Below are 19035 nucleotides of genomic sequence, written 5' to 3'. Positions count from 1 at the left end.
ACCTAGTGTAATTGACAATATTCTTATTTTCCAATTGAGAATCCGTCAAATAATCTTCCACCATAAGGACGTAATATTAGATCAACTAAGTCAATAATTTTGGCTTTGTCATTTTTTTGATAAAAAGTATCAAATGCTTCTACAAAATCCATGGAAAACGTAGCATCAAATTCTCTTAGTGAACGAATTAACCATTTAGAGGATCCTACCCATTTTCTATTCGTTCTTAACACAAACTCACTCATTAACTCGGCCATTTGATTGGCAATAAAGATTATTTCTTCTCTGTTGTTCGAACCTATAAAATCGTCTGCTAAATCCGTAAGGAAATATCTTTGAATAGCAATTGTCTCCTTAGATCATTCATCAGGACAACCATCCAATAACTGTCTTGCCTCTATCTTGCTATTTATTAGGATATGTAGGTAATACGATCCTCATTATAAATAAAAAATTTTATGATAGGAAGTAAATAACGATTGTAAACGAACAAGCGGCAAAAATTACTCCCAAAATATAACTGTCTTTGTAAGATATTTAAAGGTTTGCTTAACTTGGTTGGCTTTACCAGTCATGAATGATTGCAAACTTGTCGTAAAAAATCTATCAACCACCTTCCAGATTTTTCATCATTGATATCCTTATTTTCTTTCATGTAATATCCCTCCTCCTACATTCATACCCATCATTGAATTCCTACGCATTCTTATTAAATGTATTAAAAAACGTATATAAATAGGAGATCAATATTTTTAGATTACTATATTCAAATGATTGTCATAGCTCCTCAATGATATGATAACACCAAATTCCTTATATTGGATAACAACGTCTTGACATTGTAGGTGATTTTTTTACAAATATAATGTGTTGCCTTAAAATAAAGATTGTAATGTCCTTTCTTTTAAATGTTTTTGGATTTGGGAGCGCCGTTTGAGAGTCGTTCTCCCCCTTGTTCGGTGCTGATATTCTATTTTTTTATTTCTTTTCTTTTCCTTTCCCGCTCCGCTCTCTTCCTACCTAGGTCCTCAGTATCCTTTAGAGGGAAACAACCGAGTATATTTTAGAGGTTTATGAAGTTGAAAATGGAAACGATTTAGAACAAGTAGGACTACTGGTATCATTTTTTAAAGAGCGGTTACGACAAGATGAAGATTGGGGGATCCTTTGATATCCTTAAAGGGGAGGGCAGCAGGTCAGTAACTTATTTTCTGTTTCATTTCTATCTTGTTTTATTAGTAGTGGAACCTGTTCAAATTTCTCTAGAATAGGATGCATTTTCTCATCTCCTTTTTATTGTTCTTTTTTTAGACGGTTTAGATATGCTGACAAAAAAGAAGATGCCTAATCCTTAGACTAACCTTCAACATGTTTAAGTGCTATTGCTTTTATATCCAAAAGGAAAAAGAGCATAGTACCTTTAAAGGTACTATGCTCTGATAAATATTTCTTTGACTAAATCTGAATTTTTAATTAAACGTTACTTATCAAGAGGGTGTTTAATCTTTTCCCCTTTTTCTTCTTTTTTCGATTCTTTCTTCCATTTACCGCCTTTACCATCTAACTTTTTATACTCATGTAAAATGTTTGTGCCATCTGCCTTCTTTTCTAATATATATGCTATATTTCCCTTAACATATACAGTCGGTTTAATATCTCCATCTTCTTGTGACATCATTACTTCAAATAATACTCCATGAAGATCTTTGTATGTATCATCCTCATATAAGTCTTGATTGTCAAGCTTTTCATAATCGTCTAATTTTAAATCAAACGTTTCTAATACATCCTGATTAACATTATCCATAAACTCTGAATTTGCACTATCGATCCGTTCTTTAATTGCCTCTTGTTCCTCGTTTTGCGGTTCCTTAAATGCATTGTGCTTTACATCATCTGCAAAAGCTGCACCAGCACTTAGAAGTACTGCCACTGTAATACCACCAATAATTAATTTCTTTTTCATCATTTTTCCTCCTCTAATAACCTATTGCATCCCAGTATATTGAATCATAACTTGTAGTCGCTTCTGATGAACTCATGCTACTATCCAAATGAAATCCAACTACTTCCCATGTGCCTTTAAGAGTGAAGGATTTTTCCATTTTCATTTTCATTTATTGAAGATTTGTTAGAATTATAGGTTGTATTTGTTTCTGCAACTTATTTTACACTGTTAAAGTATACATGAGAAGAAACCGATACAGAGTTCATATAACCATATGTTTCAGTTGTTGAACTATAATCCACATTATAGGAAGAACCCAAAACATTGATATCAATATAAGAATCGCTATTAGAAACTGCTGCTTCTGTGAGTGAACTGTTTGAAGAAATTTATCAATAGTATTTGTTTATCAATTGTTGTAATTTTTCTAATTGCTAATAATAGTATCTATGTAAAGAATTCTTATGTTACTGTCTGTATCTGTGGTTCCATCTTTATATTTTACAGAAACACTAGTTTCAATCGTATATTTGCAATCCCCGTCATATTCAGTTGTAGAGAAGCTTTTTTCTACACTTATTGTACCATAATCCTGTTTTGCTCCACTTTTAATCCTTAGTCCGTTACGATAAAATACTCCTTGTGGAAATATCGTATCTACGTCTGATGCTGAAAGTATTTCTTCTTTTGTAGTTGAAGTTCCAGTTACATTATATTCCAATTAATTACATTCACTTAGAGAGGTTATAGAATGCATTATGGAACAATTATCAAAAAAAGAAATGCAAATATAATCGTAAGGTAAGGACGCAAAGCTACAGGCTTAAAATAACTTATTGCTATGATAGCCGAGCCACAGAAAAAAGTCTAGACAAAAGGTGAACCTAGTATCTACTGGGTTCACCTTTTAGATATAAAAAAATATCTCATTAATCGAAGACTATTATTATAATAGGGTTCAACGTAAATAACGACACGACTATACTTGGATGGTTGTATGTGTGGTTTTTATACCTTAAACTTGCTTATTAGTTTTTGTAAATCCTCAGCTAATTTAGATAATGAATATGCCGAAGCTGAAATTTCCTCCATTGAAGCTAGCTGTTCTTCTGCAGATGCTGCTACATTTTGAGAATGTATGGAAGTCTCATTCGAAATGGTTGTGATACCTACTACTGTGGCAGAAACCTCCTGAGTGCTTGCAGAAACCTCCTCTGCAGTAGCCGCCATATCATTAATTTCCCCTGAAAGTTTTTCCATGTATTGATAAATTTCCTTAAAGTTTACTTCTGTTTGTCTTACAATGTTTAACCCATCTTTAACATCTATAGATACCTGTTCAATAGATTGGTTTGAGAGCACCATATCCTGCTGAATTTCTTTTATGAGATTTGAAATTTGTGATGAGGATATCTGAGACTGCTCGGCTAACTTTCGGACTTCATCCGCAACAACTGCAAATCCTTTACCATGCTCGCCAGCTCTTGCTGCCTCGATGGCTGCATTTAAAGCTAATAGATTTGTTTGTTCGGCAATTCCTGAAATGACCTTTGTAATTTCTCCAATTTCTTGTGATCTCTTATCTAAAGTTTTAATCACCTCTCCACTTTGTGTAACTGAACGACTTATTTCATTAATTTGTTTAACCGTATTATCTACAAATTTTCCGCCTTCTTTTGCTTTTTCAGTCGCTTGAGAACTTACTTCTGAAACAACTGAAATATTTTCCGCAATTGAATGAACACCCTTGGTTACTTCTTCTAAAGCTGTTGCACTCTCTTGGATACTGATAGTTGAATGTTCTGCCCCAGTAGCGACTTGCTGAATTGATTCTGTAATGGTTTCGGTGGCTTTGCTAGTTTGCTCTGCACTTGCAGTTAGCTCCTCTGAAGATGAAGCAACTAATTCAGAGGTTGAAATGACTTCATGCATCATCGTTTTAAGATTAGTTACCATTTTATTAAAACTTGAAGTCAAAGTACTTAATTCGTCTCCTGCGTCATCATGAACGACTGACGTAAAATCTCCGTTACCAGCTAATTCTAGAGCTTCCGTTATAGTGGACAGCCTCTTTTTCAATTTCCATGTAAACATGTAGACCGCCAAAACAGAAAGACCAATCATTATAACCAATAGTGATAAAAACTTAACTAAAAATGAAGATAGGATACTGTTAATGATCGCTTCAGATGCCCCAACATAAAATATCCCAATTACTTCTCCACCTGAATTTTTAATTGGCATATAAGCCGTTTGATATTTATTACCAGCTACATCTGCTTCTCCATAAAAGTTCTCTCCCTTTTTCAATACAGCATTCACAACCTCCGGAGAAGCTTGTGTTCCTACAGCTCGGTTTCCATCTTTCATAACGTTAGTGGCAATTCGGGTATCACCTTGGAATATAGTTACAGTATCACCCGTGTCTTCTCCAATTTTATCTACTAAAATAAAATTAGCATTCATCACAGTTGTTCCCTTAACCAACTGATTATTTTTTATTTCCCATTCACCTGGGTATTTATTATTAACGTATCTATAGGCTAAAGCTAGGTCCCCCTTTGCTTTTTCAACCGCAAATTCTTTAACACCTTTTGTAATGTCCTGATTAACCACAATACCTATTACAGTAGATAATATAAGTATAATTCCTAATACGATTAGATTTATTTTTGTACCTAATTTTAATGTCAGCTTCAATTCTTTTCACCTCAATGAATTATTTGTTTGTCCTATACTACTTCTCCTGGTGCTACATTAGGGTTATTAACTAAAGAGTCAAATAAATCCTCAAGTTATGAATAGAGATCCATCTCGTTGCATGATGAACAACACCTTCTAGAAAAGTTACAGTTTGATAAACTCTGAAAGTAGTCTTATTTCCCCTTCATTCAATTCAAGAATTTCTCTAACCATATCCACTAATAAACAACTTTGCTTTCCATGAATACTTACAAGTAAGACTCTTGATTCTTCTAAAATACGAGGTGCTGGTGGTGTTATGCAAATAATCTATGTCCATCATAGTTGCTATATACCCTCTGTCAACTAGAGCTTTAATACATAATGGTCCTTGGGGTAACAGTGCTGGCAGTGATATTTTTTCTCACTAATGAGTAGGTCATATTCTGCATGCCGAACCTTTTTGTTAAGTCACCTTTCTCTTATTCCTATTAAATAATAAACAGCCCTAAACAAGAGTTGGGTCTATTTTGATTAAGGCGTATTAGTAAAGAAGGTAGGAGCATATACTTATAACCTCTAATTTACAGGAATAAAATTGACAGCAGGAACACTATTTAGTCCATTAGTAGGATATTTTATTATTATAAAGGTTAAACAAGATCGACGGAACAGGCATTTATACCTATTTCCTTCGCAGTAAAATATCAAAATAATTCATCTTCCAAAACTTTTTATATTCAAAAATAGATATTATCTATTTTTGAATTCATTCAGTATTGCCTTTACTTTTAGGTATCACCATTTATTTAATATGTTTTTTTAAAAAATTAATATAGATACAATTTAATTCTCCTAACAATATCATCCAATTAAAATCGAGTAGAATATTAATTAGCATTTTCTTTATGTAGAATAATAAAAATAACTCTTCTTGAAAATAAGGGGCGTCTACATCATTTTGTTTATATAATTTTCGTTAACCTTAACAAAAGTCTTATTCTAATATTCAGCGAAAATACCACTTATACGTTTTCCATATTGAATATAGATATGTCCACCAAATCGGTATACAACAGCCTTTCAACATTCTTCTTCTCTTTACAGCTTCAATTTATTGAATAAGAGATGCATGCGACCAAATAGGTGCTTCCTTTAACTCGATTATTTAATATTTTTTTCGTTCGATTCCAACCATAATTCGATTAAACCCGTTATAAAAATGAACCCCTCCTCTTCAAATGGTGAGGTAATACCACTCTGTTCTAATAATTGCAGAAATGATTTACTTCCACCCAGATTACAAAGGTCCATATATACTTTCCAAGCCTTTGGCTCATTTGTTTGTGCATTGCACCATATCTGTAAAGCACACATTTGGGCAAGGGCATAGTCTATATAGTAAAAGGGGGAGGTAAATAGGTGTGCTTGTTGCTGCCAATAAGATCCTCTCTTTAAATACGGATGATCGTAATTTGCCTTGTAAGGCATATATTTGCACTCAATTTCAGTCCAAATTTCTTTTCTATCTGAATACGATAATGAAGGATTTTTATAGATGAAATGTTGAAATTCATCAATTGCAGCCCTATAAGGCATTGAAAATAAGGCATCTTCAAGATGAGCAAATCTATACTTGTCAGCATCCTCACCAAATACTTTCTCCAAATAGGGCCAAATAAGGAATTCCATCGATATAGAATGGATCTCACAACCTTCTTTTGTAGGCAGTATATATTCCGGGATGGAGTTATGTTGATTAAATAGATACATTTGCCAGGCGTGTCCAAATTCATGGCTTAGCACTTTAATATCTTTTCTCGTACCATTCATATTCGCAAAAATATATGGTTTTTTTTCATTACATAAATAAGTAGCGTAAGATCCTCTCGCTTTCCCCTCTTTAGGAATTATGTCTATTAGATGACTGGTGCACATTGATTTGAAGAATTCCCCAGCTTCCAAAGAGATTTCATTGAGAATCTCTTCAAAATTAGATACGATCCATTTACTATCCCCTTTTGGGACAGGATTGCCCGAACTGAAACGAATATCTTCATCGTAAAAAGTCATCTTCTCTAGACCCAATCTGATTAGTTGTTTGTCTCTGGTTTTTTCTGCAATAGGGACGATGTATTTTAAGATTAGCTCCCTGAAAACTTCTACCTCGAATTGTTTATAATCGACTCTTGATAGCCTGGCATAACCAAGCTCCACAAAGGAATCATACCCGAGCTTCTTTGCTATGGTGGTTCTTACTTTAATTAATTTATCGAAAATCTGATCGATCTTATATTCTAGGTGGCCGAGTAACTCGTACTTTTTTTCACCGGCTTGTTTTCTAATTGTACGATCCGAAGAAAACAATTTTGCTTCTAATTGTGAAAAGGTGCTCTTCTCTCCTCTGAATTCAATGGTTGAATTGGCCATCAATTTTGTGTATTCACTTATTAGGTTATTCTCTTTGATTAAGTCCTCAATAATTTCTGGACTAACTGTTCTTTGTGACACACCAGCTAGGTTAACTAATTGTTCTCCAAAATTCTTTTTGATTTCATCTTTGAAAGGAGAATCCGAAAGGTGTTCATGAAATAAAGCTACTACTTTTTCATATGTTGGCCAGTTTTGATTGATATACTTTTGCTCTTTTTGATATTTTACATCTAAAGTATCTAAGTGACTCCTAATCTGAGCAATAGTGAGCATCGTTAATACATCAGCACGAAGAGAGTTGATTTGATCAATTAATTCTAACTGTTCCAAATGGGAATCACTAACTTTGAATCTTTCTAAAAGCTGAAGAACTTTTCCTTCAAATTCCTCAATGTCTGGTCTCTTGTAATATAGATTTTCAAATTTCATCCTTCTCCCCCTGTCCATTTCAAATTAATGGTAATAGACAATTCCTTGAAATAATAGTCTTATAATTCACGACATTAGATGTTACAATAGCGATATAAGCAAATAATGACAAAATGGTTAGCAATTATGTTTGCTCTGATACACTAAAGGGAACTCCATTAAACTGGAAGTTCCCTTTTTATCATATACTTTTTGTTTAACTCCCCTATACTTAAATAATTTAGGGAAGCTACAATGTTCAACAACCGCACCCTTTCGTATGATAAGGTCAGCCAGAATATTATGGTTGACCTTTTTTCAATGAACAAGAAAATCTAAGTTTTTAATTGTATCTTATTACGATGTGCTAAGTAATCCGGCTCCACCGCCCAGCTAATCGGGGTCTGAATAACAGTAAAACTTCCATCAGTGAACTTTTCTGGTGGTTAGTTGAACCAATCTCTTACTAGCTGTTTTGTTACTTTACCGCCAGTTGGAATGGTAACCTAAATGAGTAAAAGGGGTATAGCGCCCTTATTCTCATTTAGGAACATTCGTGCTCTTTTCTATGGTTTTTTTATTACGTTAGCCGGGGTAGAACGTCTTCATTCGTGGTGCTTAATCCTGTAACCTAAACTGTTCGCCCACTAATTGTGTTTGAGGATGGTTGGAACTCTGAACTCGTAAAACATCGAAGCTATAACACTCCTTGAAGGTTTTTTAGGGGTTACCGGCAGGATTGAATCCAGGAGGAAATAGTGTATGAATCCAGTCATAGGTCTGGATGTGTCCAAAGAATATAGTCAGGTCAAACCGTTGGGAAAGCAAACTGCAACTGATCTCTAGTTTGCTTTTAGAATAGCATCCTGAATTACATCTGCTCGTAATATTTCCTTTTATGTAAATGAGCACCTGTTCGTTTAGTTCAAGCACAATTATTTATATACTATCTTTTGTTACCATTATTTTTCGGAAAATAATAATTAGTTCAAAACCCTATAATACTATTAAACCAATTCTAATAATTCTTTAAGATTGTCTATTGCCATTTCAGGTTCCACCAAAGAGTCATCCCATTCTCGAAAACCTTTCAACCAAATAGCTTTCATACCTGCTTCAGTGGCACCTTTTATATCATTAATTGGATGGTCTCCAATATAACATGCTTCCTGTGGTAAAACCTCCAGTCTTTCAAGTGATATTTTAAAAATGTTTGTATTCGGTTTATGAATTTTTACTTCGTCAGAAACAATAATATCATCAAAATATTTTCTTATTCCTAAGCAGTCTATTTTAGAATGTTGGGTTTGAATCGAACCATTAGTAATTATTCCAAGCTTTATATTCCTTCTTTTAAACTCTTTTATTACTTCTAATGCGTTCTCCATCGGCACAGAAAATTTAGGAAATTCTGAAAACCAAAAAGATATAAATTCATCAATACTTGGTCTATATTTCCATGGTAAAATTGTAGATAATTCCTGAAAAATTTCTTCTTTACTTCTATAGCCATCTCTGTCAGCAATCCTTAGTATTTCGTGTACTTTTTTTCGTTCATTTTCAATAGAAAAATAAATATACTTATCTATTAGTTTGTAAGCAAACTTATTAAATGCTTCATTTCTATTCATCAATGTATTGTCCAAATCAAAAATAATAGCTTTAATCACATTTGACTCCCCTTCTAGTAATACCATTCTAGATATCCAAGCTTATAGCATAAGAAAAAACATCCCTTATTAAAGAAATGCACCTAGGAAAATAAACTAAAATCCCCGTTTTTCATTATATTGTGAAAGATGTGTTACTTGATTATAATCCATTATACTCCAATCATTATTATTGAAATGAATATTGCTAATACAGGCATTGATTAACTTCGTTTTTCCTGAACCAATTTTACCATCAGATAAAGTAGCTAATATGGAATTAATTACAGCACCGTGAGCTACAAGAATTACCTTCTTATTTGGAAATTTTTCATTTATATTTTTTATCCCCTCCATTACACGCTGTTTTAGAGAATGCATATCTTCATTCTTCGGAATAATTCCATCTGGAAATCTATTTAGCCTTTCCTTCATATCCATTCCTTCAGCATCCCCATAGCCTCTTTCAAGAAACTCTTCCATTTCAAAAAATGGTAATCTTAATTTGATATTTATTATCTCTGCTGTTTTTTTAGCCCTTTTTAATGGACTTGTGATAATAACATCCCAATTATAATCGGATAAGAACATACTACATTCCTCTGCCTGTTTTATTCCCGTTGAATTTAACGGAACGTCCGTTCTCCCTTGTAGTTTCCCTATTCTATTCCATTCTGTTTCACCATGTCTTACTAAACATATATTTGTCAGTTTAATCACTCCCAAACCATTAATTTGTTGCTAAGTAAATATTAAAAAATTTAAGTAATCTTTTTTTTTAGGATTCTACGGTCACTTATTTTCTGCACAACTAATTTTATCAATTTCTCTTGGTTGATGTTATCAAAATATCCTTGAATATCGACATCAAGTACCCAAGAACTGCTTTTGCTTGCTTCGCTTATACTAGCCCTAGCTTGGTGTACAATCCTTTTTGGACGAAAACCAAACGTGCATTCTTGGAAATCAGCTTCGAAAATTGGCTCAATAACCATCTTTGTAGCCATTTGAACGACTCTATCCTATATAGTTGGAATTCCAAAAGGTCTTTTCTTTCCATTTTCTTTTGGAATATATGTTCTCTTTACGGGACTAGGATTGTATTTATCTCCTTTTGATTGAATATATAACTCGTCTAGAAATTCCCTTTCACCGTAACTTATAACGATTTCTTCAATCGTTTGACCGTCTATCCCACCACTACCTTTCTTCCTTTTCACACGATTCTATGCATCTAGCAATATATCAGGACGATATACCTTATCAGATAATACATGAAACCTACGTTTCGGATTATCCTTGGCACAAAGATATAGTGTTTTCCAAAGTTCTTGAGCTTTCACATCGGTGTAGTTAGCTAATTTTATAGCATTCACTCACTCTTACCTCCTTCAACACATGAAAAAGTAGAGGTCCTTCCCTATGCCACGTTGTGTTGTTATGATAATCATTGGTACTAAGACCTCCTCCGACTCCCTCTTTACAGACCGCCATTTCGCTAATGCTTATAGTCTTTCTCTCTCCTCACTGAGGGTAAAATTGGGTCTCCCCAGTTCCGTTAACTACTTTCTTTATATGTCGCTCCCCATACCCCTAATGATTCTTCGGTGTTGTTCCTAGTTCAATACACCTTACATGATCTTCTCCCTTTGTTGCAAGGCTCGACTTCTCTTGGTCCTGTTCCCAGGTTGCCTTGACGAAGCGGCAAGATTCACTTTATGTTAAACCTGTAACTTGGATCACAGGGCTTCAACCTTAGGATTTCTCCACTAGTTGCCTGTTAGCTACTAGGCGACTTAGTTTTTACCTAGACTGGACTTTCACCAGTTTGCAATTAACGGCTTACCTGGGCACGCCAACAATACAGGCACTAATCCTGATCTGGACTAGTGCCTTCTGTTATTGCTGAATAGAGCTATTTTTTTTGAATAAGGACTAAACTCACCAATCCTTTTCCATTATGATAAACTTATAGTTTTCACCTCTTATTCTGTTTTGAAAGTTTCCCTTTCTTTTAAATCCTGCCTTTTCATAAGTTTTTATTGCACGCTTATTAAATTCAACAACTGCAAGCTCTAGGTGGTTATACCCTATAAGTTCTCTTCCCTGTTCTATGATTGCTTGTATAAACCTTAATCCGTTTCCTTTTCCAGTCATAGAAGGTTTCATTTGAACACCAACAGCTATTACTTCTTCCTGGGCTTCCCCAACATTAAAGAATTCACAATTTCCAATTAATTCACCTTGATGATCAATGACTGAAAAAAAATTATCAGTATTTATACTTTGAAGGAATCCATTAATTTTTTCCGCTTGAATATTATTATCATAAAAAGAATACACTCCCTCATAAGTCCAAGTAATGAATTCATTGACATCTTCTATTGTTCTTTTCCTAATTTTATAACTCATGAGTCATCAGCCTCTCTATTTACTTACACCCATTCTATACCAGTTCTACGCACAACGCTTCCTAATAAACGGTTATGTAGGAAAGTTGAGACAGCAATAAAAAAAGTCTTATGTAAATAGATAACATAAGACACAATTGAAGGAACTTATTCTTTTTCCTTTGAAATAATTCTTTCAATACTTTTAATAGATAGATGGTTCGCTTTAGCTAGTTGCCCCTTTGTTGCTCCATTAATGTAGTTATAATAAATATTTCTATCTCTATCTTTAAGGGCTTTCCTTGTCCCATTTTTTTCTCCCCAAGAAAGCTTATTTCCTCTTTTCCTTGGTATATATAAATAATCGCCATCAAAGAATTTCTGAATTAACATCACTAATTCTTTTGGCAACACATCATCTGCTTTTTTATATCCCATGATTGTCCCTGCTTTCCTATAGTGTACTAATAAGAAATAGCAAAGACCGCTAAAAGGATTGTTTATTCTTTTATTCTCTAAATAGCAGCCTTCGCCACTAGTAAGAGAATATTTTCAAATTAAGATATTTCCCCATGACAAACCCTCCTATATAATAGAATTTTGATTATAATACCATTAAAGGTATTATAATTATTCAAGAGGAAGCAAGCAAGAGAAGTTTGGCTGATCTTCAGTAATTATCACCCGTTAATCTTATAAATCGAAAGCACAACCCTTAAAGTAATATGAAAATTATTTTCGATCAATTTAACGTGACCTCTTAAATCTGGACATATTTACTTTAACGTTTTCTTGAATTTAATCTCATTGATAGAAAGCCTGATAAACTAGTTTGTAAACCAGTCTGATGAAACCTTTTTTTCCAATTCGGGTCTAATCGCAAATTCAAATATATTTAGAATATGGCAATTTATCTCTCCAAAATGTTTTTACTCATTTTATAAAAAATTTCGAAGAAAGATAACTTCTATTTATGTAAAATAACTTATTAATCTATCAAAAGAATTGATCTCGGCATATGGTATTATTTCGGTATCATTCGTGATCATATGAGGATTGAACCATATGCCCTTTATATTTGCATTTTGACAACCATCAATATCCTTTTCTAGGTCATCTCCAACGAATAATGCTTCTTCCGGTTGTACATTAAGCACATTTAATGCTAATTCAAATATACGTTTGTCAGGTTTACTAATTCCCACTTCTTCAGAAATAATGATTACATCAAAACAACTATTTAAATTAGTGTTCATTATTTTAGCTTTTTGTCTCTGAGTTGAGCCGTTTGTTATAATTGCAACTTTAACATGCATCTTTATGGTATTTATGATATTTATAGTATTTTGGTGTATAGAAAAACATTGTGGAAAATTATTATTCCAAAAATCTTGCATGTCATTGCGTGACAATCTATATTTTGCTGGAAATTCATCAAAAATTGATTCTAAAACTATAGTTTTATCATTATTACCATAGCATCTACTATCGTATTCTCTGAATTTTTGCAACATTTTATTTTTTACTGAATGTTTAACATCCTCATAAAACTTTTCTAAAATAATTGAGAACATTTTATCTACTGCCTTATTCCTATTAAGTAAGGTATCATCTAAATCAAATAGCATTGCTTTATATACTTTCAATGAACTTCACAGCCTTTCTTACATTCGATAGATTATTTCTAATTCGCAGCTTCAAATAACTGAAAGTCTTCTTAATTCATAAAATAACCCTCTAACACATCATATTGCTTAATTAGTTGCACTTCATAAATAAACTCCTCTGCTTGTTAGATAATCTAGCAATGGATCGTCGAAACAATCCTTCTTTTTGAAGAATGCTCCTAATTTTTGAGTAAAGGTCAATCATTATATCCTCTAATTTTTTTCACAAAATATATCCAAGTGTAAAAGATTACCCAATAAACAATAGGAACTATAAACACAAAATGCTTTTGACCTACTGGTAGAAAGAATAATAAAATTATTCCGATTACTAGCATGAATAGCTTTAGAACGAAATATTTCTTTTTATGCAAGTCATATCCTCCTTTTTTGATTTACACTAATTGTTTTCTAGTAGTGCTAATATTTGTGGATGAGATTTAAAATGAAACCAGTCGTTGGTCTCGATGTTTCAAAAGGGGAAAGTGCAGGTCAGGCATATTTAAATAAGAGAAACCCCTACGGTAGTGTTATACAGTTATGATAATAGTAAAAAGAAAGCGCTAAAAACACTTTCTCTTATTAAACGTCCATCTCTATTTCGGTTATTTAAATAATAGTATATTTTCTGATAGTTACATTCAGTTGATAGTTTTATAAAATTTCATTCGTAATAAATAATCAAGCTTTTTTATATAATCGAACGTTGTTTAAAACTACAAAATGTGTTTTAGTTTACATAAAAATTATCCATGAAAGCTTTATAAATCATAGATCTTAATCGGACTGATTTTTTCACCAGCAAGAAAAAAAGGGTCATCTAAGTTGATTCATTTGTTCGTTATCTTGACTTCTAAAGTAGTCACTTTTCATTTTTTTGTTCAAAATCTATTCTATCTAATTTTTCTTCAATTCTCTTAAGCCTGTTATTTTTTTTATTTTGTACCAAAAGAAAAATGATGAATACTGGGATCGAAATGACTACTAACATGAAAAACAGCTGAAATATTATGTCTCCAGTATTGATACCAGTCGTAACTTGTAATAATAACAATTTCACTACCTCATCTCGTTTTTCGTTCATGATATCATATCATGTAAGAATAATGAAGTTGGTCAGTGATGTGTAGATTATTTATTTTGTCCTTTGGTTAGCAAGGAGTACCATTTATAGATATAGCTTAGCTACCGATAATTTAGTTTTCTTTCAGGTTTTGTATATAAGAAATTTGATTTTATTATAAATAAGTACTTCTTACACATACTAGTATCGACTCATCCTTGTTGTACTGGAGGTTCTTTTTTTGAATAGAGTAAAGCAAATTGTGTTATTTGGATTATTAGGAATTCTAGGTACCCCTCTTGTTGTTAAAGCACATGTTAAATGGTTTTCAAATATAGACCCGGTTAAAGTACCGATTGAAGAAATTATAACGACTGAATTTATCATTTTATCATTATTAATTGCCTTATTATTAGCCTTACTCTCTCAATGGGTTCCTTATTTAATGAAAATCCCTGGTGTATCAAATCTCGATAAAAAGCTTGATCACTTCAGAAGGTTTTCACATTCTATTCTAAAATATGGGACTGGGATTGCCTTTTTATTGCAAGTACTTAATGAAACGATGTTTGCTCCAGAATTTGAGATTCAATTTACATGGCAAACAATCATAATGTGGGTTATTATTATCGCTCTTCTAGTTCCGCATCATTTTAGTTCTAAGTTCGCTGCACTGATCATGCTGATTTTATTTATCCAAATATGGGGAAAAGCTGGTTGGTTTCATATGTTAGATTACGGCTTTTATCTAGCCATAATAGGTGTACTGTTAGTCGGTAAAACGAAATTTGAAACGATTGGTTTTCCTTTCCTCTACCTCGGAACTGGATTAAGTTTATGTTGGGTAGCCGTAGAAAAATGGGTTTACCCTATGATGACAACTGAAATCATCTATCACCACGGTGTCCCTACATTCGGTTTTCCGCCAGAATTGTTTGTTGTACTTGCAGCTTTTATTGAATTTGTTGTGGGGTATTTATTAGTAGTTGGAATATTGAACCGTTTATTAGCTGTGATCGTTACAGTGTTATTTATTCTTACAACGACTATTTTTGGATACACTGAAGTAGTTGGTCATGGGATGATTCATATTGTTCTTATTATTTTTATTATTGAAGGGATATCATTTTATCATCCTCCAATAAAAATACATAAATCTCGATTAGACCAGATGATATTTGTTTTTTTGAATTTCTTATTTGTTTTATCCACATTCCTGTTGATTTACTATCGATTTGCCTAAAAGGACACTCCATTTAAGTGTCTTTTTTAATGGGTTAATTTATAAAATATGTGTAATTAACCCCTTTTCCTTCAATAATGATAATCAGATTATATTAACTATTCTGAACTGTTACTATTTCGACAATTTTTTCAATAAATGTGGTAAGATTGCTAGCGAATCTAATGTATAACTGTAGTTATTCTAGGAGGGCTTACATGAAGCAAAATATGACATCTAAAGAAATTATTGTTCTCGGTTTTATGTTATTCGCAATTTTTTTTGGAGCAGGTAATATGATTTTCCCACCATTATTAGGCCAGTTATCAGGTACGAATGTTTGGATTGCTATTTCTGGATTTTTATTAACTGGTGTTGGATTACCTCTATTAGGAATTATTGCAATTGCTAAATCGGGTGGTGATTTACAACATCTTGCCAGCAGGGTCCATCCTTCCTTTGGTCTCATTTTTTCTATTATTATGTATTTAACGATTGGTCCTTTTTTTGGGATTCCAAGAACTGGTACTGTATCTTATGAAATTGGAATTAAGCCTTTTTTGAGTGATGATATACAAGCTCTTGGTTTCCCACTTATTGTTTTTTCTGCTATTTACTTTTCACTCACAGCATGGATTGCCTTGAATCCTACTAAAATTGTAGATCGTATTGGAAAATTACTAACTCCTATTTTATTGGTTGTTATTTCATTTCTTGTTCTTAAAGCGTTTGCAACACCAATGGGGTCTCTTCCTGAACCAAATGAGGAATACAAAACTGTACCGTTTTTTACCGGTTTCTTAGAAGGTTATTATACGATGGATACAATTGCTTCATTAGTATTTGGAATTGTTTTGATTTCTGCAATTCAGGATAAATATAATCTCTCTAGGGATAAATTGGCTCTTGCTTGTATAAAAGCTGGTGTTATCGCTGCTATTGGTCTTGCATTTGTTTATGTATCGTTAAGTTTTATGGGGGCAAGTAGTGTTGAAACGATTGGATATTTTGATAACGGAGGACTTATCCTTGCCGGTATTTCCAAGTCCTTGTATGGACCCTTAGGTACAGTAATTCTTGGCACCGCCATTACATTTGCATGTTTAACTACCTCGATAGGTCTTGTAGCTGCCTGCTCTAAGTATTTTTCACGGATATTCAAAATTCCATATGCTGCATTAGTGATTATCTTGTCTTGTTTTAGCTTTATTATTTCGAATGTTGGGTTAACACAGTTAATTTCTTTCTCGATTCCCGTATTATTAATGATTTATCCTCCAGCCATAATATTAATTGTGTTATCCTTTTTTCATCCTTATTTTAATGGATCGACTTTCGTATATAGGATCACACTACTGTTAACATCCGTGGTTAGTATCTTAGATGGACTTTCACAGTCAAAATTACAACAAGCGTCATCCATAAAGGTTCTATTAGCTTCATTGCCTTTTTATAACATTGGGATTGGTTGGGTACTGCCCGCTATTACTGGCATCATTGTTGGGTTTTTGTTACAAAGGATAGAGGTCAAAAAGAACTTGATTAAGTAAACTTCTTTTTGATAAGTAAAAAAGTCGACTGGATGTTAGTCGGCTTTTTATTATTTTACAATTCTCTATTCCAGCTGTTTTACAAATAAAATCCTATCTTGGCTTACGCCATCATAATTTTCGTGAATATATATACCGTTTTCGTCTTTCATATAAAGGATAGAAGCTCTACTAGCTGAAATAGTATTTCAATGTTTTTCTAGTAAATACGGAACCATATTTTGCAAATGATCAATATGTATACGAAAAGCCATATGACGTAATACATTTTCATCAATATGTATTTATTGACAACCTTTTGTCCTAGAAATGCAGGTAAAATGATAACCAGTCCTAATTTCCAAAGTTGCACCGGTTCGAGAGTTGACCTTTTTTCTTTCCCCTTCTTTCTCATACTAACAAGTTTTGTTTCATAAAGGATGCTTAAAAACCGCAGTCCATTTAATAGGAACATGGTTACTAATCATCGTATTTGACAAGTTTATATCCGCTAGTATCATTTGCATATTACACCTGATTTGATCAGCAATAGCTTAAAAAACATCGTGCTTCAGTTGCGCTTACACCTTACATGTTGTCGTTCGGTAATGATATAGTAAATTATAGCTTAGCTTCTCTTTGAAGTCATATAAGCATTAAACTAAGAATCGATATGTTATTACTGATCTATTGGAATAGTGGCATTAATGACGAGTGTCTGCCGAATGTCAGTGTAACTAACTTTTCACTCACTATGTATCGCTCTTTATTGAAAGGAGTATGGGAACCATTTGGTTTCATGTCAAGATTTTGTATAAATATAAAATGGGACAAGGAAAAATGACTCCAATGTCCCATTTTAAATGTATTTTATTAATTTAAGAAAGCTTTTTCGGTTTAAACGTTCTACAGCAAGTTTGAGCAGATTCTGCTACTTGATCTTGATGGTCCTCATAGCCAAATTCATTAGAGAATTCAGCTTCATACGTTGAATGTTTATCTATATCCACCATTATTTTTTCTGCCCCGCAAAGGTTACCTTCCTTATAAAATGAACAATTTGAAATGGAACAACTAACTTCTACATTTGGCACGAGTTTGATACCCCCCTATGTTTATACTAGTTATAATTTGAAGAAGAATAGTGTTATTTTCCCCTTAAAATGTTTTACTATCCATTCCCCTTTATATGTCGTTATGTAATATTTAAACAAAGGAATTTAGATTATCAATAAAGAATATAATGAGATATCCATTTTTGTGATTGAGAACTATTTGGGTTGACGAATACATAAATCATCCCTATTATAGATAAAACTAAAACGTAAGGTGAAAAAAATATGATAATAGATATTATTCTTATTCAAAAGCTTATTATATCCACTGTGTTAGGTGCAGCTGTTGGTTTAGAACGAGAGCTTAAGAAAAAGCCACTTGGCATAAAAACAACGATGATTATTTCGATTAGCTCTTGCTTATTGACAATTGTTTCTATTGAAGCTGCCAACATTTATGCCGTATCATATGAAAAGCCAATGGATCCACTTAGACTAGCCGCTCAAATTGTTTCTGGAGTTGGCTTTTTAGGTGCAGGAGCAATATTAAGGAAACAGCACGACGTTATAACTGGCTTAACTACCGCGGCAATGATCTGGGGAGCTGCGGGCCTAGGAATTGCTGTGGGTGCCGGCTTTTATATGGAAGCTATTGTGGCTACTTTATTAATGTTGTTTGCTGTGGAATTATTAAGCCCGCTATTAATTAAAATTGGTCCAAAGAAATTAAGGCAAAAAGAACTTAGCCTTACACTTAAAATTAATCATAATTTTTCAATTAAGGAAACATTTGAAAAATTAAGAGAGTTGGATATTATTTTTGATAGAGTTAAAATTAAAGACCACGAAGAAGATTATCGGGAAGTAGAGTTGGTCGTTTCTATTAATAGAAAAAGATATACTTCTGATGTCTATGAAGAATTAAAAAAAATAGAAGAAATTCAATCCATTGAAATTGAATTATTATAATTCAAAAAGTAATGGAAAAT

At 32.9% G+C, this 19035-nt stretch carries 18 protein-coding genes, 1 pseudogene and 1 riboswitch; of the genes and pseudogenes, 3 read left to right on the top strand and 16 right to left on the bottom strand.

Annotation, left to right across the window (positions count from 1 at the left end; translation table 11 throughout):
- Nucleotides 1-23 precede the first annotated feature (23 nt).
- The 15 genes and pseudogenes from ACFSCX_RS12930 to ACFSCX_RS12860 form a co-directional block, all read right to left on the bottom strand.
- Nucleotides 24-233 (bottom strand): phospholipase D-like domain-containing protein, encoded by a 210-nt coding sequence (locus tag ACFSCX_RS12930; protein WP_377928667.1) that lies wholly within the window; start codon nt 231-233, stop codon nt 24-26.
- A 1247-nt stretch (nt 234-1480) separates the two neighbouring features.
- Nucleotides 1481-1966, bottom strand: coding sequence for a hypothetical protein (locus ACFSCX_RS12925; protein WP_377928666.1), 486 nt, complete (start codon nt 1964-1966; stop codon nt 1481-1483).
- 409 nt (nt 1967-2375) lie between these two features.
- The gene (locus ACFSCX_RS12920; RefSeq protein ID WP_377928665.1) at nt 2376-2669 is read right to left on the bottom strand and encodes a hypothetical protein; all 294 of its coding nucleotides are present in this window, start codon (nt 2667-2669) and stop codon (nt 2376-2378) included.
- A 52-nt stretch (nt 2670-2721) separates the two neighbouring features.
- A riboswitch (cyclic di-GMP riboswitch) is annotated at nt 2722-2809 on the top strand.
- 147 nt (nt 2810-2956) lie between these two features.
- On the bottom strand, nt 2957-4648 hold the full coding sequence (locus ACFSCX_RS12915; RefSeq protein WP_377928664.1) for a methyl-accepting chemotaxis protein: 1692 nt from the start codon (nt 4646-4648) through the stop codon (nt 2957-2959).
- A 1146-nt stretch (nt 4649-5794) separates the two neighbouring features.
- Nucleotides 5795-7492 carry a M3 family oligoendopeptidase gene (locus tag ACFSCX_RS12910; RefSeq protein WP_377928663.1) on the bottom strand — a complete coding sequence of 566 codons (1698 nt, stop codon included), beginning with the start codon at nt 7490-7492 and terminating at the stop codon, nt 5795-5797.
- Nucleotides 7493-8478: 986 nt separating this feature from the next.
- The gene (locus tag ACFSCX_RS12905) at nt 8479-9141 is read right to left on the bottom strand and encodes an HAD family hydrolase (protein WP_377928662.1); all 663 of its coding nucleotides are present in this window, start codon (nt 9139-9141) and stop codon (nt 8479-8481) included.
- 96 nt (nt 9142-9237) lie between these two features.
- Nucleotides 9238-9840, bottom strand: a complete 603-nt coding sequence (locus ACFSCX_RS12900) for a histidine phosphatase family protein (protein WP_377928661.1) — start codon at nt 9838-9840, stop codon at nt 9238-9240.
- A gap of 41 nt (nt 9841-9881) precedes the next feature.
- Nucleotides 9882-10130: pseudogene (locus ACFSCX_RS12895) on the bottom strand (group II intron reverse transcriptase/maturase); the annotation flags it as partial.
- A gap of 12 nt (nt 10131-10142) precedes the next feature.
- Complete coding sequence (locus ACFSCX_RS12890) at nt 10143-10340, bottom strand: hypothetical protein (RefSeq protein ID WP_377928660.1); 198 nt, start codon at nt 10338-10340, stop codon at nt 10143-10145.
- A gap of 6 nt (nt 10341-10346) precedes the next feature.
- Nucleotides 10347-10496: a hypothetical protein gene (locus ACFSCX_RS12885; RefSeq protein ID WP_377928659.1), complete on the bottom strand. Its 150-nt coding sequence runs from the start codon at nt 10494-10496 to the stop codon at nt 10347-10349.
- A gap of 565 nt (nt 10497-11061) precedes the next feature.
- Entirely contained in the window at nt 11062-11532 is a 471-nt protein-coding gene (locus ACFSCX_RS12880) for a GNAT family N-acetyltransferase (protein ID WP_377928658.1), read from the bottom strand.
- Between the two features lie 146 nt (nt 11533-11678).
- Nucleotides 11679-11948: a CD3324 family protein gene (locus ACFSCX_RS12875; protein ID WP_377928657.1), complete on the bottom strand. Its 270-nt coding sequence runs from the start codon at nt 11946-11948 to the stop codon at nt 11679-11681.
- 533 nt (nt 11949-12481) lie between these two features.
- A complete protein-coding gene (locus tag ACFSCX_RS12870) occupies nt 12482-13138 on the bottom strand; it encodes an HAD family hydrolase (protein ID WP_377928796.1) in 657 nt (218 codons plus the stop codon).
- Between the two features lie 236 nt (nt 13139-13374).
- A complete protein-coding gene (locus ACFSCX_RS12865; protein ID WP_377928656.1) occupies nt 13375-13551 on the bottom strand; it encodes a hypothetical protein in 177 nt (58 codons plus the stop codon).
- A gap of 488 nt (nt 13552-14039) precedes the next feature.
- Entirely contained in the window at nt 14040-14261 is a 222-nt protein-coding gene (locus tag ACFSCX_RS12860; RefSeq protein ID WP_377928655.1) for a hypothetical protein, read from the bottom strand.
- A gap of 220 nt (nt 14262-14481) precedes the next feature.
- Between ACFSCX_RS12860 and ACFSCX_RS12855 the strand changes: the two genes are divergently transcribed.
- Both ACFSCX_RS12855 and brnQ read left to right on the top strand, forming a co-directional pair.
- Nucleotides 14482-15483: a DoxX family membrane protein gene (locus tag ACFSCX_RS12855; protein ID WP_377928654.1), complete on the top strand. Its 1002-nt coding sequence runs from the start codon at nt 14482-14484 to the stop codon at nt 15481-15483.
- 197 nt (nt 15484-15680) lie between these two features.
- Nucleotides 15681-17012: a branched-chain amino acid transport system II carrier protein gene (brnQ, locus tag ACFSCX_RS12850; protein ID WP_377928653.1), complete on the top strand. Its 1332-nt coding sequence runs from the start codon at nt 15681-15683 to the stop codon at nt 17010-17012.
- 857 nt (nt 17013-17869) lie between these two features.
- Here the strand turns inward: brnQ and ACFSCX_RS12845 are convergent.
- Nucleotides 17870-18085 (bottom strand): DUF1540 domain-containing protein, encoded by a 216-nt coding sequence (locus ACFSCX_RS12845; RefSeq protein ID WP_377928652.1) that lies wholly within the window; start codon nt 18083-18085, stop codon nt 17870-17872.
- 246 nt (nt 18086-18331) lie between these two features.
- Between ACFSCX_RS12845 and ACFSCX_RS12840 the strand changes: the two genes are divergently transcribed.
- The gene (locus ACFSCX_RS12840; protein ID WP_377928651.1) at nt 18332-19015 is read left to right on the top strand and encodes an MgtC/SapB family protein; all 684 of its coding nucleotides are present in this window, start codon (nt 18332-18334) and stop codon (nt 19013-19015) included.
- Nucleotides 19016-19035 lie beyond the last annotated feature (20 nt).

Source organism: Bacillus salitolerans, assembly GCF_042680805.1.
Taxonomy (GTDB): domain Bacteria; phylum Bacillota; class Bacilli; order Bacillales; family SA4; genus Bacillus_CJ; species Bacillus_CJ salitolerans.
Note: the sequence above shows the minus strand (reverse complement) of the source record. Positions and strands in the feature narration are given on the sequence as shown.